The sequence below is a fragment of the Gloeocapsopsis sp. IPPAS B-1203 genome (assembly GCF_002749975.1).
Taxonomy (GTDB): Bacteria; Cyanobacteriota; Cyanobacteriia; order Cyanobacteriales; family Chroococcidiopsidaceae; genus Gloeocapsopsis.
This window is the reverse complement of sequence record NZ_PEIG01000001.1, coordinates 660,993-675,933: the sequence shown is the minus strand read 5'-3', so window position 1 is coordinate 675,933 and position 14,941 is coordinate 660,993. Positions and strand designations below refer to the sequence as shown.

Genomic DNA, 14,941 nt, shown 5'->3' with positions numbered 1-14,941 from the left:
AGCCGTTAGAAATTTCTTCTGTTAGCTATTAGCTTGTTTAAAAGCTTTGTATAGCAATACATTTACTAAATCTACTTGTCCTAACCTGAATGCGTCTTGCTATAAAATCAAATCTGGTGTACCATTACTTAACTTCCATCCAGTTTTCACCTGCACGCACTTCTACAAGTAACGGTACACTTAAGGACACTGCAGATTCCATTGTTGAACGGATTTTTGGCTGTAATTCTTCCCACTCATCTTGTGGAACTTCAAATACCAATTCATCGTGAACTTGCAGTAGCAATCGCGCTTGATAATTTTGTAATAGTTCGTGTAGTTGCGCCATCGCAATTTTAATAATATCAGCACTTGATCCTTGAATCGGAGCATTAGCAGCAGCGCGGAGTAACCCAGCGTCATTTGCAGTTAAACCGCGAATTTCATCAAGGTTAATATCTTCAGGCTTGAGATTGCGTAACTGCCGCAGGCGATCGCTTGTAAAATTAAAGTATCTCCGTCGTCCTAAAATTGTCTGTACATATCCTTTAGCTATGGCTTCTTGTTCCATGCGCCGCAAGTATTCAAAGACTAAAGGATATTGCTGGTTAAACCTTTCAATAAATACCTTACCATCCGCAGCTTTCATCTTCGTTTCTCGGGCAAAGCGCTGCGCACCCATACCGTAGATTACACCAAAGTTAATCGTTTTAGCTAAACGGCGTTCTTCAGAAGTAACGACATCTTTTTCAAATAGTAATTTTGCAGTTACACTGTGAATATCTTCGTTATTTTGGTAAGCTTTGACTAAAATTGGCTCTTGACACAAATGCGCGAGAATACGTAACTCGATTTGAGAGTAATCTGCTGTTATTAATAACCAATCAGATTCAGGAATAAACGCTTTGCGAATTTGGCGACTAAAAGCTGTCCGAATTGGAATATTTTGTAAGTTCGGGTTAGAGGAAGATAATCGCCCCGTCGAAGTTGCAGTTTGATTAAAACTTGTATGCACTCGCTGAGTGTCTGGGCGCACTAATGCTGGTAGTGCATCAACATATGTAGATTTGAGTTTAGATAAAGTGCGATACTCTAAAATTGCTTCTACTATTGGATGATCGTCACGTAATTTCTCTAGCGTTGCGGCATCTGTTGAGTAACCTGTTTTAATTTTTCGTGACTTTCTGCGATCTAAGCTTAGCTTATCAAATAAGAGTTCACTAAGCTTTTTCGGTGAACCTAAATTAAACTTCTCTTCAGCAACTGCATAAATTTGTTCCTCAATTGCTGCTAAGTCTTTTTCTAATTGTTTTGAAAACTCTTGTAGATACGCCGTATTGATGTGAATTCCTGTATACTCCATTTCGGCTAACACAGGTTCTAGCGGTTGTTCAACATCAATTAACAATTTATGTAAAGCAGGAGTTTTATCTAATTCTGCGCGTAGCTTTGGTACTAACCCATACGTTGCATAAACATCCATACCGCAATACTCGGCGACAGCAGGAATGTCTAAATCTGCAATAGTTTTGCCTTTCGGTACCAACTCGGTATAGCTTTTTGCAGTTAAACCTAAATATCGCTGGGCTAGATCGCTTAGATTATGGCTGGTATCAGGATCTAAAACATAGCTTGCTAGCATCGGATCAAACACGACACCCTTAAGATTAATTCCCTGACACCGCAACACCAGCCTATCAAATTTGGCATTTTGCAACGCTTTAGGATACTCTGCACTTTCTAAAATTGGGCGCAATGCTGCTAATACTGTTGCAGTATCTAGATTATCTCCCACTGTATGACCAAGGGGAATGTACGCCATCTCATCAATTTCACTTCCCCAACAACAGCCAATTCCCACAAGTTGTGCATCGCGTGGTTCGAGATCTGTTGTTTCTGTGTCCCAAGCAACAGGTGACAAAGTACTAGTATGCTTTTGTAATCGCTGTACTAACTGCGTTAATTTCTCAGGCGTATCAATGATTTGCGGTGTGATTTGGGTAAAAGGCTGTTCTTGAATTGCTTCGGTATCTTCTGCACTAAAGAACCACAGATCGTCACTCTCAAACGTTGGTACTGTGATCGGTTTTGCGTCAGGTATAACTTCTGCTTCTTCTGCAATGACACCACCAAACTGCTGCTGAAGTTCGTTAACTTTACCGAGGAAAGATTTAAATTCTAACTTTTCTAGTATGGGCTTGAGAGTTGTTGTATCGAAACCTGTTAATTTGCCTGCTTCTAAATCAATGTCTAATGGTACATCAACAACAATTGTTGCTAAATAACGAGATTTTTCAGCATCTTGCTTCCCTGCTTCTAGTTTTTTTTGCGTTGCGCCTTTTATATCACTTAATGAGTTATAAATTTGCTCAAGTGATGTATGTTGATTGAGTAGCTGAATTGCTGTTTTTTCACCAATACCTTTAACGCCAGGAATATTATCTGATTTATCTCCACACAGTGCTTTAAAGTCAACAATTTGTGATGGTAAAACACCCATCTTTTCTTTAACTTGTTCTGTTTTGTATTCTGTTAATCCTGTGGATGAGCGCTTCAACGCATCAGAACTTAAGTACAGAACACTAATATCTTTTTGCGGATCGACGAGTTGAAATAAATCGCGATCGCCTGTCAAAATCTTAACTCGATACCTTGCTGCGCTTGCTTTTTGCGCGAGTGTTCCTAGCACATCATCCGCTTCGTAACCTGGTGCGGTGATAATTGGTAAGTTTAAGCCGTCGAGTAGTTCGTGTAGATTCTTGAGATCGGGAACAAAGTCTTCTGGCGTACCTGGGCGATCTGCTTTATATGTATCATCGGCTTCGTGGCGGAAAGTCGGTAATCCGAGATCAAAGGCGATCGCTAGAGCTTCAGGTTTTTCTACCGCCATGACTTCTAATAACGCCTTGAGAAAACCGAAACATACACTCGTAGGAATTCCCGTCGTTGTCCGTAAACCCCCATCACGCCCTTTGGCAAATGCAAAATACGAGCGAAAAGCTAGTGAATGCCCATCAACTAAGATAAATGTTGGGCGTGTAAGAGATGAAGCCACAGTAGAGGTAAAAGCTTGAGACATATTACTATTTTAGCTTTTCCAGCTTACCGGCGCTTACCTAAAAATCAAAAAGCGAATCGAGATAAACAAAGCAGCCGCGATTAATTGCACAATCATCACTGGAATGCCATAACGCAAAAAAGTCTCAAATGAAATTCGTCGCCCATGAAGTTCAGCAATTCCCGCTGCCACAATATTAGAAGAAGCCCCGACTAAAGTGCCATTTCCACCCAAAGTTGCACCAAACATCATCGCATAAAATAACGGTAGAACTACAGGCGGTAACTCACCTTGAAATCCTGGTTGTAATATTTCTGGTGCTGCTAATCCTACATTAACAACATATTCTTTAAGCAATGGCACCATAGCAACAACTAGCGGAATATTTGGTACAACACTTGATAAAATTCCTACCAAAAATAATAGAACTAGCGCACCCAAAGCAATATTTCTACCTAAAACAAACGCTAAGATTCCAGAGATACTACTAACAACCCCTGTTTTTTCTAGTCCTCCAATTATGACAAAAATACACATAAAAAATATTAAAGTACTCCAATCTACATCACGTAGAATATGGTTAACCGTTTCAATTTTACTATGATGTGAAAGTAACAAAGCAAGTGCTGCTCCAAGTAATGCTACTGCCGCTGGTGAGATAGGAATTGGTAGCATTTCTCCTATTACAAAGAACAGCAGTACAAAAGCTATGAGTATAATTCCCAAAGTCAAAACACGAGGATGATTAATCTGAGGGTGTGGTAACTGATCCAAACTTGCTAATTCTTTTCGCCAAATTTTAGGAAACAAGTATGGCAGCATCACTACAATTGCTCCTACTGCAATAACTCCTCCTAAACTTAAACGCCCTAAATAATCTATAAAACTGATATTAACAGCATCCCCAACAATAAATGTTGCTGGATCTCCTACTAATGTTAGTAAGCCTGCACTATTAGCAACAAACACCATTAAAATTAATAAAGGAACAAAATTAACTCCTACATCTTCAGCAATGGGAGGAATTAAAGGTGCTAACAGCATCACAGTTGTGGCGTTTGGCAACACTGCACAAATTGGAGTTGTAATTGCAACGATTCCTAGCAAAAGTCTTTTACCTTGTCCTTTGGCTAAAATAACTATTTGAGTTGCTAAGTAATCAAATACTTTTGTTGGTTCAAAAGCTCTTACTAGCACCATAACTCCAAAGAATAACGCTAGTGTAGAGTAGCTTCTGGCAATATATGTAACTGCTTCTGCCAATGTCATGATATTGGCAAAAACTAGTAGCAATGCACCTAAAAATGCTGCAATAGTTAGGTGCATTTTCTCTGTCATAATTAAGATAATGACACCAATAAATATCAGTGAGCTAAAAGTTGCTTGCCAGCTTGCCATTGAATTGTCTCAGGTAAATTAACGACAACAGAAATAATGGAAAATAAAAGTAAATTCAAGTTAATGCTAAATAGGGTATAGCTGCTTATGCGTTAGGGTTGCTATCTTATTTGTCTTGAGAAAAATAGCGTTCTAAGAAATTGAGTGCATGGTTACGAATATCATAATATTCTTGGGAATTACGCATAGCAACGCGAGCCTCTTGCAGAGGAGTTTCGCTAACGCGTGGATGAGAAAAGGGCACATCGATAATTTCTCCAATCTTAGCAGCAGGTCCATTGGTCATTAAAACAATACGACCAGACATGTAAATTGCTTCATCTACATCATGGGTAATCATCATTACAGCTTGTCTATGTTGTTCCCAAATATCTAATACTTGACGCTGTAACTTACTGCGAGTTAGAGCATCTAATGCCCCAAAAGGTTCGTCCATGAGTAACATTTTTGGACGAGTCGCTAACGCCCTAGCAATGCCTACACGCTGCTTCATCCCGCCAGAAATTTCATCAGGATACTTATTAGCTGCTGCTGTTAAATTCACCATTGATAAGTGTTCGTTAACTATACTAATTTTTTCAGCGCGTGAAGTATTCTTTAAAACTTCATCTACAGCTAAACGAATGTTCTCTTTTACTGTTAGCCACGGTAGTAATGAATAGTGTTGAAACACCATCATTCTCTCAGCCCCAGGCTTGCGGATTTCTTTACCATCCAAACGTACAGAACTATAACTTGGTTCTTCTAGTCCAGCAACAATTTTTAAAAGTGTTGATTTACCACAACCAGAGTGACCAATGACTGAAATAAATTCATCTTCATTGATTGTAAGATTAATACCGTCAAGAACAACAAATTCGCTTCCATCAGCTTTAGGATAAGATTTCACTAAGTTTTCAACTTCTAAAAAACCATTATGGTTGAAATTTTGTTCGTATTGGTGAGTTTGATAAAAAGTAGATTTCATCTTTAAACCTCTAAAATTAGTTAGTCATTGCCCACTTCGTTACTGAGCAAAATATAAATTTCTTGCTCGTTAAGACAAGAGAAAAGATTTAGGACGATTAGCACGAATTTCAACACTATTGAGATACCCTACTGGATCGCTAGGATCAAAAGCATTTTTGTCTATGAAAGCTGTAGCAGGTGCAATTTTGAAATCGTCTTTGGGACAATCAATACCCATTTCTGCAGCAATTTCTCGATAAAGATCTGTTCTCCATGCTTTTTGAGCAAGTTCTTCAGCATTTTTAGGAATTGATTTGATTTGTCCCCAACGCGCCGACTGCGTCATCAACCAAATACTTTCCGATTGCCACATAAATGTTGAGCGATCGTTGGGAATTTGAGCAAGATCAGGCGGCAAATCAAAGAAAATAGTTGTATAAGGCGATCGCACTATTCTTTCTTGGTTATCAAAACCGCCGTAATTGTATTCACCGACAATTGCTGCACGAGTTAAATTCAGCTTGGCACCAGTAAAAGATCTACTTGTAAGAATTTCGGCAACTTCTTCCCGATTGTTAGGATTGCTGCAATACTGACAGGCTTCGATCATCGCTTTGACAAGCGATCGATAAGTCTTAGGATTTTCATCAATAAAAGACTCCATAACTGCTAAAAGTCTATCTGGGTGTCCTTGCCAAATCTCTTTTCCTTGGGCGAAAGTAAAGCCAATGCCTTCGTTACCCGTAATTGCTCTTGTATTCCAAGGTTCTGCCACCATATAAGCTTGCATCGCACCAATGCGCATATTGACTACCATCTGCGGCGGAGGAACAATAATGATGCGAAACTCTGCGTCGGGATCGACTCCTGCTGCTGCGGCTAAATAACGCACAAAGTACTCATAAATTGCCGAACTCAGTACAACAGCCCAAACTTTTTGTTCTGCTGGCAAATTCTGAAAATAGCGACGAAAATCTTGCCCAAACTCAGCTAAATTACCGTTATACTCCCGCCAAGAACGCAAGCCTGATTCCCACATTGCTTTATTCATCGTCATTGCGTTACCGTGACGGTGAATTGTCATCGCAGCACACAAGGGTGCATGACGCGCACCTTCCGCACCGGTACGGGCATTTGTCACTGCGCCACAGACAACAGGAGAAGCATCAAGGCGACCAAATATAATACCATCGCGAGATGTACCCCAGCTTGCCTCACGACTGAGTGTGACATTTAAACCATACTTGCGAAAAAAACCTTTTTCCCATGCCACCGCAAACGGCGCACAATCATTGACAGGGACGTATCCTACAGTAAGGTTAGGTTTTTCTAATGTTTGTGGATCGACGACTTGTTCCACTGCCAAAGCAGCAGTAGATAGTCCTTGAGGTGCGCGATTAGCATTAATAGCACACGCAGATAATGCCGCACTACCTACTGTCGCACCCATTCCTAAAAGAAAGCTGCGCCGACTCCAATAGTTCTTGTCGGTATAATTCATATCAGCAATTAGTCGTCAATAATTAATAGTTCCTAACTTTTCGGGCGATGCGTTATCAATTCCTGAATTTTGCCTACAGCATAATCAAGCACCAATCCTGTTAAGCCAATAACTAATACAGCTAGGAAGACTGAACTTAAATTGAGGCGACTCCATTCATCCCAAACAAAAAAGCCAATACCAACACCACCTGTAAGCATTTCTACAGCAACAATTACAAGCCATGCAATGCCGAGACTGATTCTTAAACCTGTAAAAATGTAAGGCAAACTCGCAGGTAAAATAATTTTGGTAATCTGTCGCCAACGCGGCATTTCCAATACTCGTGCTACATCGATATAGTCTTTATTAACGCTAGAAACTCCCAAAGCTGTATTGATAATTGTGGGCCATAGTGAAGTGATGAAGATGACAAAAATAGCAGAGGGATCGGCTAAATTAAAGATAGCAAGCGAAATAGGTAGCCATGCGAGTGGCGATACAGGTTTGAAAATTTGAATTAAAGGATTGAGTGCTAGCAAGGCTTGCTGAGACATCCCAATCAGAAAACCAATCGGTATGGCGACTAAAGCACCTAGTCCAAAACCAATTAATACCCGTCTTAAACTTGCCAGTAACAACCAACCAAGTCCTAAATTCCCTGGTCCCCGTCGGTAAAATGGGTTCAAAATGTAGTCTAAATTGGCGATGAGTGCCTCAACTGGGGTAGGCATTAAGTTGGTTAAGAAAGTGGCAATAAACCACCACAGAATAATCACTCCTAAGAAACCAGCAGCAGGAAGTAAAACAGCATCCCGCACTACAATAGGTCGTACTTTTTTCCAGGTACTGTGTCCTGCAACTGCTAAAACAGCAATCAGGTTAAACACTATTAAACTCCCCTCAGGATTAAAAGCAGGCACAAAAAACTATGTGCGTTACTAGCTAGGAATACTGACGAGAGCAAACTATTAGTAGTAATAGAAATGCTAACTCTTCAGTCTCCTCTCAATGCCTACGAAGTTAGCTGACGGGCTAGGATAGAGAGTTATCCCTCTGCACTTAACAGATACGCCCCAAAACTTTGGTTCCTCCGCTCTAGACTCACCTTGCAAGGCGAGATACTAGATTAGGCTGACTTACTCATGATAAATTTTTACTACTATAGCACAGGGTTGCCACAATATCAAGATTCGTTACGTCTTAAGGATTTTCAGGGTGAACCTTAAAAGTTGCGATCGCATCTAGCACTGCGCTGTACAATCGCCACAAAGCATGAATCAGGCTCGCGTAAATAATTCAGTGGGCGATCGCTTCATAATTACACTAATTTAAAACAAGTAGACTTGCTTTATTGCGTTGTGCCAACGCTGCCAAAATGTTTGATTTTAGCCAAATACTGCTTGATAAAAGCAACACAATTATCGATAACTGGATAGAAGCTGTACGCCGAGATCGGCAGATTGAAAGTGCTGAAGGTATGTGCTACACAGCAATACGCAATCACGTACCTCATGTGCTCGAAGCAATGGCTACAGTGCTATCAAAAACGACAGAGGATGATATTCAAACCCTGATTGAGGCAAGTTTAGTACACGGCATTCACCGTGCGGAAGAAGGTTTTGACCCAAGCGAAATTGCCCGCGAGTATCGCTTACTAAGACGAGCAATTTTCTCAGCATTAGAACCAGATTTACAGCAAGTCTCGTCAACAGAAGTTATTCGAGTGTTTCGCCTTATAGATGCAGTTGTCGATGATGCGATCGCTCGTTGTTTTCAAAGTTATGTAGAGGAACGACTGCGCGAATTACAGCACCTTCAATCGCAATTAACACTACACAATCAAGAACTCACCCGCTTAATTCGAGCAAATCAAGAGAATTTTTCTCACCTTGCTCATGAGTTAAAAAATCCTTTAACCTCAATTATTGGTTATTCAGATTTGTTTATCCGTCTCCAAAATAAAACGGACATCAAAGATAACTATAAAAATATCGAACATATTGAGCGCGTATTGCGTAACGGTAGACATTTGCTGCGTTTGATTAATGATGCGCTAGAGATATCGCGATATGAAGCAGGGAAAATGACACTACATCCTGCACCGACCGATGTATGTGCTGTGATTCAAGATGTGCTAGATATGTTACAACCAATGGCGCAAGCGAAAAACTTACAAATCACTGCAGACTTAGCAGATGCGCCACTAGAAGTGATCACTGACGCATTACGTTTTCAGCAAATTGTGACAAATCTTGTGAGTAATGCCATTCGTTACACGCCATCAGGAAGCGTAACCGTAAGATGTAATTCATTAGCAGATAAATGGGCGATCGCAGTCAGTGATACTGGTATAGGTATTGCCCCAGAAGATCAACCACGAATTTTTGAACCCTACTATCGCATCGACGACATTCCAAAATCCCACTTACCAGATAGCACAGGTTTAGGACTCGCAATTGTTTCTCGCTTAGTCAAACTCCTACAGGGTGAAATCGAACTTGTTTCCCAAATTGGAATTGGTTCAACATTCACGGTAATCTTACCGGTAGAAGTTAATGAGAGGTCAGGGATCGGGGATTACAGATCAGCGTCAAAATAGTATTATTGAATGTTTCCGTCTCTGCAAAAAAAATGTGCAAGCTAAAAAAGCATTCAAGCTCTAAGCAGTCTCATTCTAAGATTAGAAAATCACCCCTGACCTCTGACCTTTGATCCCTTTTTAGTAAAAACAATGCCTGTACTCAATTCCTCCTCAACCATGACAGCCTTTCCATTAACCGCTGTTGTTGGTCAAGAAGCAATAAAATTGGCACTGCTACTTGCAGCCGTCGATCCAGGATTAGGAGGAGTCGCGATCGCAGGTCGTCGCGGTACGGCAAAATCAGTTATGGCGCGCGCACTTCACGCACTTTTACCTCCAATTGAAGTTGTCAAAAATTCGATTTGTAACTGCGATCCTCACCGTCCAGAAGAATGGGACGAGCAGTCGAGCATCGGCGGTACACAACTAGAAACCGAAGTCATTCCCGCACCATTTGTCCAAATTCCCCTAGGCGTTACTGAAGATCGGCTATTAGGTTCAGTTGATGTTGAACAGTCTGTTAAACAAGGAGACACTGTCTTTCAGCCAGGATTACTCGCCCAAGCACATCGCGGCGTTCTCTACGTCGATGAAATCAATTTGCTAGATGACAATATCAGCAATCAACTATTAACTGTTTTAACTGAAGGGCGCAACCAGATTGAACGCGAAGGAATTAGCTTCCAGCATCCTTGTAAGCCACTATTTATTGCTACATACAACCCCGAAGAAGGCGCACTACGCGAACACCTCCTCGATCGCATTGCGATCGCCCTTTCCGCCGATGAAGTCTTAGGCATTGACGAACGCGTTCAAGCTGTTGAACAAGCTATTTCTTATGCGCGATCGCCCCAAGAATTTCTCCAGCAATACAGTGAAGACATCGACAGCCTCAAAACTCAAATCATTCTAGCGAGAGAATGGTTAAAAGATGTCAGCATCAGCCACGAGCAAATTGCTTATTTAGTTGATGAAGCCATCCGCGCGGGAGTTCAAGGACATCGTGCGGAACTATTTGCCCTCCGCGTTGCCAAAGCCGCCGCCGCACTCGATGGACGCACCGCAGTCAATGCAGAAGATTTACGTCGGGCTGTGGAATTAGTCATTGTCCCGCGAGCAACAATCGTACAAATGCCTCCTGAAGAGGAAACGCCACCGCCACCACCGCCACCACCACAAGATCAATCTGAACAACCCCAGGAAGAACAAGAAGAACAAGAACAAGAACAGGAACAACAAACACCACCCAGTATCCCTGAAGAATTTGTGTTTGATCCTGAAGGAGTCATTCTCGATCCCAGTGTGCTGTATTTTGCCCAAATGGCTCAACGTCAGGGTAAAGCAGGAAGCCGCAGTGTCATTTTCTCAGAAGATCGCGGGCGTTATGTTAAGCCAATGTTACCAAAAGGCAAAGTCCGACGCATTGCAGTTGATGCAACACTCCGCGCCGCAGCCCCCTATCAAAAAGCACGTCACGAACGCCAACCGAACCGGAAAGTGATTGTTGAACAAGGCGATATTCGCGCTAAGCGTTTAGTTCGCAAAGCTGGCGCATTAGTGGTATTTGTCGTTGATGCTTCTGGTTCAATGGCACTCAACCGCATGCAAGCTGCCAAAGGTGCTGTGATGCGATTATTAACAGAGGCGTATGAAAATCGCGATCAAGTCGCCTTGATTCCGTTTCGAGGCGAACAAGCTGAAGTATTATTACCACCAACACGTTCAATTGCCGCAGCCCGACGGAGATTAGAAAGATTACCTTGTGGAGGTGGTTCGCCACTAGCGCATGGTTTAACACAAGCCGTCCGCGCCGGAACAAATGCTCAAATGTCTGGTGATATTGGTCAAGTTGTCATTGTCGCAATTACTGATGGACGCGCAAATATTCCCCTATCGCGATCGCTAGGTGAACCTCAGATCGAAGGTGAAAAACCGGATATCAAAGGGGAGTTATTAGATATTGCTGCAAGAATTCGCGCTTTGGGAATGCAGCTACTCGTCATCGATACCGAAAGTAAATTTATTTCTACAGGATTTGCCAAAGAACTTGCTCAAAAAGCTGGAGGAAAATACTATCATTTACCAAAAGCAACCGATCAAGCGATCGCTGCGATGACAAAGAATGCAATATCAAGTTTGAAGTCTCGCTAAGTGGCTAGTAGTTAGTGGTTAGTGGCTAGTGAAAGTGAAACAGGAATTGCCATTAGGATGTTCGCTTCGTCCCGCCCTTAAGAATGACATTTGGACAATTCGCAAATTAGTGTTCAGTGCTAAACTCGATCCAACTCAATTACATTGGTCGCAGTTTTGGGTGATTGAGTGTCATCACAAGATTGTGGCTTGTGGGCAACTACGTAGTTTTGAGACAGCACAAGAACTTGGTAGTTTGGTTGTATCACCAGCTTGGCGCGATCGCGGTTTGGGAAGTTATTTAGTTACGCATTTAATTGCACAAGCAACACAGCCACTTTATTTAGAATGTGTCGGTAGCAAACTAGCTGAGTACTATACTCGCTTTGGTTTTGTGCCGATTTCGTGGCAAGCGCTACCCCAAAGCCTTAAACTCAAGTTTGGTATCTCACAGCTAGCTGCCAAGCTGGTTCCTTTTTTGTCGGTAACTATTATGCAGTATCAAGATAAATAAGTGGGTAAGAATAAAAAAATGAAAGGCTGTCATCGGTCGATGATAAATGGTCAGTAGATTAGCAATTTAGTATTCAACGACGAGGAAGCGATCGCAATTATTTTCAGTCATGAACGCTGCCATCAGGCATGATCGCTAGACTCAAGTTTGCTCCTGCAAGATTGACTCCACTTAAGTTCGCCTGTATTAAATTTGCTTTTTCAAGATCGGCATTGCTTAAATCTGCCCCACGCAAATCTGCTGATGTGAAATTTGCTGCATTTAAGTTAGCATTACTGAAATTAGCACCACATAGATTAGCTCTACTCAAGTCTGCTCCACTAAGATTTCCTTGAAACACAACCCCAATTAAATTTGCACCTTCTAAAATCGCACCACTAAAGTTTATCTTGTCAAGATGTGTGTTTTTTAAATTTGCATGACTCAAATTAGCTGCGATTAGGTTTGCGCCGTCTAAACTTGCTCTACTTAGGTTAGCTTCTGTCAGATTTGCTGCAATTAAATTTGCATGTGTTAAATTGGTCTCACTTAAGTTAGCTGCACTTAAGTTAGCTTGTAGTAGAATTGCACCATTTAAATTTGCTTTCCTGAGGTTTGCACCATTCAAGTTGGCTTCACTCAGATTTGCACCACTCAAGTTTGTGGCATAAAGGTTTGCTTCTTGTAAGTTCGCTTGTGTCAGATTAACTTCTGCAATATTGTAACCCGCTAGATTAGCTCTTAGTAAAGTGGTATTGGGAGCAATCAAGTACGCTCCCGATTCTGTTAAGTTAAAATCATCAGGAAATACTGTAGATAAGTCATAAGCTGCTTGATGTAGGTTCGCGCCTTGGAGATTTGCGCTTTCAAAATGAGTAGCAAATAAAATAGTTCGACTTAAATTAGCATTACTCAAATCTGCATTCAAAAAATTTACTTGACGTAAATTTCCGTTACTAAGATCTGCTCCGCTTAAATTAGCTTCTTCTAAATTTACTTGAAAAGATAAATCAATATTCCTCAAGTTTGCTTCACTTAAGTTTGCTCGTTCAAGATTAGTTCTAGTAAAAATCGCTTGATGTAAGTCTGCTTTTTCTAAGTTTGCCCCACTCAAATTAGTGTGCTCTAGTATTGCCTTATAAAGATTTGCATTTTGTAGATTAGCACTGCTAAAGTTTACTAAAGCAAAGTTTGCTTTTCTTAGATTGGCTTGTACCAAATTAGCTTGACTAAAGTTTACGTTTTTTGCGTTCAAAGATTTACTACTTAAATTAATCTTTGCAAGATGATAGCCTGTAAAGTCATACTGTCCGTTATTGTAGCGTCTCCAAAATTCTTCAGGGGTAATGTTTGGCTCGCTAGCCTGATTAATACTAGAATCTCTACTAGGATTGTCAATGTTGATACCTGAACTTAAATTCTGAGTATTAGTAATGAATACGTTGAGTTCCTGTAATTTAGCTAATGTGTTTTGCAATCTAACCAGTTGCTGCACTTCAGGTCGCTTATCAAACTGTTCGCTTAAGCTATCCAAGCGCTGTTTCAGCCCTGTTAAATATTTAGCCAGAACATTCTGCTGTTGTTGTAACTGATCAATTTGGGAGTTAAGCTGTTGGTAATTACTTGGTATTTGCTGCAAAGGATCTAACTCTTTGTTAGACATAAGAGTGCGAAAAACTATTCAGTAATTTATCTATTATGCACTCACTTCCAGTACCGAGGAAAATTCTGCTGATAAAAATAAAGTTTGCTTTAACTCTTCTTGAATGCTGTCAGTTAAATTCCCTGCATTTTCCATACCTTCAAATAGAACCCTAGACAATTCATAATACTGTTGCAATACTAGCTTTTGAGAATCACTGAAACGGCATTTTTGTAATTCTGACGCTATATTATTTAATTGAGTAGAGTTAGCAGCTAAGTCAGTAGACAAACTGTTATCTAAGTTACAAGAAATTTCAGCCTCAATTTCTAAAATGCATTCTATACAAAAAGCTCGAAATGCTGCTGGATTATAGACATTATTAACGCTAAAAGATTTTTGTTCTAGCCACTTTAGAAAAGGTTGAAGAGTCAGTTTTTCCTTAATGAATACATCAATTTTTTGCTTTATCAATATCAGTAGATAATCTGCATTAGGTAACATAGCAGCAACCAAAATACCGATTTGATACCAGCGGCTTTCTGTTAATTGATCAACCAGATACTTAAGAGTTTGTTCTATTTCTTTAAAAGTGTAACCTTCTACAATAGCTTTAGCAGCAAAATATTCATGAAAAGAAAGAACAGAGAATGCATAAATTCCTGGAGTCCATTCACTAAATAGGCTGTGTTGTACTTGGATAGACTGTAAAATTTGCTTACTTTGTCTAATTGCAAATTCGGGTTGAATTTTATTTATAGATATTTTTTGGATATATTTAGTGATGTATTGCTCTAGTTGCTGCTGCTTAATAAAGTGCTCTCCATCCACATAAGACATCCAAGCAACATAACTTAGTAAACCTTCTTTTTGGTTGAGTGTCATTTTCTTGTAGGTTTCATCTCCTACATCTTTAGTATGATCCCACTGCCTTAAAAAAATCTTTAATCCTGCATCATATAGCTGAACGCGACTCGGAGGAATTTCACCTGTCTCTTCAAAAACCAAACGCAGCAAAGTTAATAACAATGGATTTCTAATGATTTGTTGAACTGTTTCAGTTTCTTGAACTTTGAAAGATAAAGCATTCTTTTTATTGCTGAGCCAAGAATACTTAAATTTTACTTGACTTTGTGCATCCACTTTAATATTTTTTTTTATATTCAAAGCTGGTTCTGAGCTTTTGTTGAGTACCATAATATGTTAACTATTGCAATAAATGTATTTAT

Annotated in this window: 10 protein-coding genes and 1 riboswitch; of the genes, 3 read left to right on the top strand and 7 right to left on the bottom strand. The window is 40.4% G+C overall.

All coding sequences use genetic code 11. The features are described from left to right. Positions 1 to 124: 124 nt before the first annotated feature. The 5 genes from polA to ntrB form a co-directional block, all read right to left on the bottom strand. Positions 125 to 3,058 carry a DNA polymerase I gene (gene polA / locus CSQ79_RS03010; RefSeq protein ID WP_099699694.1) on the bottom strand — a complete coding sequence of 978 codons (2,934 nt, stop codon included), beginning with the start codon at positions 3,056 to 3,058 and terminating at the stop codon, positions 125 to 127. Between the two features lie 33 nt (positions 3,059 to 3,091). Further along, positions 3,092 to 4,435 (bottom strand): ArsB/NhaD family transporter, encoded by a 1,344-nt coding sequence (locus CSQ79_RS03005; RefSeq protein WP_099699693.1) that lies wholly within the window; start codon positions 4,433 to 4,435, stop codon positions 3,092 to 3,094. 106 nt (positions 4,436 to 4,541) lie between these two features. Continuing rightward, positions 4,542 to 5,402, bottom strand: coding sequence for an ABC transporter ATP-binding protein (locus tag CSQ79_RS03000; protein ID WP_099699692.1), 861 nt, complete (start codon positions 5,400 to 5,402; stop codon positions 4,542 to 4,544). Between the two features lie 69 nt (positions 5,403 to 5,471). Continuing rightward, on the bottom strand, positions 5,472 to 6,884 hold the full coding sequence (locus CSQ79_RS02995) for an ABC transporter substrate-binding protein (RefSeq protein WP_099699691.1): 1,413 nt from the start codon (positions 6,882 to 6,884) through the stop codon (positions 5,472 to 5,474). Positions 6,885 to 6,916: 32 nt separating this feature from the next. Continuing rightward, a complete protein-coding gene (gene ntrB, locus CSQ79_RS02990; protein WP_099699786.1) occupies positions 6,917 to 7,756 on the bottom strand; it encodes a nitrate ABC transporter permease in 840 nt (279 codons plus the stop codon). A gap of 104 nt (positions 7,757 to 7,860) precedes the next feature. Further along, positions 7,861 to 8,009: riboswitch (cyclic di-AMP (ydaO/yuaA leader) on the bottom strand. 232 nt (positions 8,010 to 8,241) lie between these two features. On the opposite strand from ntrB, the gene CSQ79_RS02985 reads away from it, so the two are divergent. From CSQ79_RS02985 to CSQ79_RS02975, 3 genes are all read left to right on the top strand, one after another. Further along, entirely contained in the window at positions 8,242 to 9,465 is a 1,224-nt protein-coding gene (locus CSQ79_RS02985) for a sensor histidine kinase (protein WP_099699690.1), read from the top strand. Positions 9,466 to 9,597: 132 nt separating this feature from the next. Then, positions 9,598 to 11,598, top strand: coding sequence for a magnesium chelatase ATPase subunit D (bchD, locus tag CSQ79_RS02980; RefSeq protein ID WP_099699689.1), 2,001 nt, complete (start codon positions 9,598 to 9,600; stop codon positions 11,596 to 11,598). A 34-nt stretch (positions 11,599 to 11,632) separates the two neighbouring features. Beyond that, positions 11,633 to 12,091: a GNAT family N-acetyltransferase gene (locus CSQ79_RS02975; RefSeq protein ID WP_099699688.1), complete on the top strand. Its 459-nt coding sequence runs from the start codon at positions 11,633 to 11,635 to the stop codon at positions 12,089 to 12,091. A 103-nt stretch (positions 12,092 to 12,194) separates the two neighbouring features. Here the strand turns inward: CSQ79_RS02975 and CSQ79_RS02970 are convergent, their stop codons facing one another. Both CSQ79_RS02970 and CSQ79_RS02965 read right to left on the bottom strand, forming a co-directional pair. Beyond that, entirely contained in the window at positions 12,195 to 13,733 is a 1,539-nt protein-coding gene (locus CSQ79_RS02970) for a pentapeptide repeat-containing protein (protein WP_099699687.1), read from the bottom strand. Between the two features lie 33 nt (positions 13,734 to 13,766). Continuing rightward, positions 13,767 to 14,909: an NACHT domain-containing protein gene (locus CSQ79_RS02965; RefSeq protein ID WP_099699686.1), complete on the bottom strand. Its 1,143-nt coding sequence runs from the start codon at positions 14,907 to 14,909 to the stop codon at positions 13,767 to 13,769. Between the last annotated feature and the right edge of the window lie 32 nt (positions 14,910 to 14,941).

Coding starts and splice junctions, on each gene's coding strand:
- CSQ79_RS02970 (WP_099699687.1), bottom strand. CDS start 13,733: ATGTCTAACAAAGAGTTAGATCCTTTGCAGCAAATACCAAGTAATTAC.
- CSQ79_RS03005 (WP_099699693.1), bottom strand. CDS start 4,435: ATGGCAAGCTGGCAAGCAACTTTTAGCTCACTGATATTTATTGGTGTC.
- CSQ79_RS03000 (WP_099699692.1), bottom strand. CDS start 5,402: ATGAAATCTACTTTTTATCAAACTCACCAATACGAACAAAATTTCAAC.
- CSQ79_RS02985 (WP_099699690.1), top strand. CDS start 8,242: ATGTTTGATTTTAGCCAAATACTGCTTGATAAAAGCAACACAATTATC.
- CSQ79_RS02995 (WP_099699691.1), bottom strand. CDS start 6,884: ATGAATTATACCGACAAGAACTATTGGAGTCGGCGCAGCTTTCTTTTA.
- bchD (WP_099699689.1), top strand. CDS start 9,598: ATGCCTGTACTCAATTCCTCCTCAACCATGACAGCCTTTCCATTAACC.
- CSQ79_RS02965 (WP_099699686.1), bottom strand. CDS start 14,909: ATGGTACTCAACAAAAGCTCAGAACCAGCTTTGAATATAAAAAAAAAT.
- polA (WP_099699694.1), bottom strand. CDS start 3,058: ATGTCTCAAGCTTTTACCTCTACTGTGGCTTCATCTCTTACACGCCCA.